1 protein-coding gene is annotated in these 407 nt (G+C 65.4%); it reads left to right on the forward strand.

Translation table 11 applies throughout. The features are described from left to right. The coding region (locus tag J8I87_RS46645; protein ID WP_209938953.1) for a glycosyltransferase family 4 protein at positions 1–407 on the forward strand (407 nt) is incomplete at both ends.

Raw genomic sequence — 407 nt, forward strand, 5'->3', positions numbered from 1 at the left:
GCGCAGGACACCAACGGCGCGATCCAGGGCTTCGGTTCCGCCGCGCAATCGCTGCCGCTGCGCCTGATGGCCGCGCGGCGCGCGTTGCGCCGCGAGATTCGCGAGCAGCGTCCCGATGTGATCTCGTCGCACTTCGCGCTGTACACGTTTCCGGGATTCGACGTGATGCGCGGCATTCCACAGGTCTCGCATTTTCACGGTCCGTGGGCCGACGAGAGCCATGTCGAGGGCGCCGATTCACTTGGTCAGCGCGCCAAGCGTTACCTGGAGCAGGCCGTGTATGCGCGTTCGTCGCGGCTGATCGTGCTGTCGGATGCATTCGGCAGGATTCTCACATCACGCTACGGCATTCCCGCCGAGCGCATCCGCGTCGTGCCGGGCTGCGTGAACGTCGACCAGTTCAATCT

Source organism: Paraburkholderia sp. LEh10 (assembly GCF_017814945.1).
Taxonomy (GTDB): Bacteria; Pseudomonadota; Gammaproteobacteria; order Burkholderiales; family Burkholderiaceae; genus Paraburkholderia.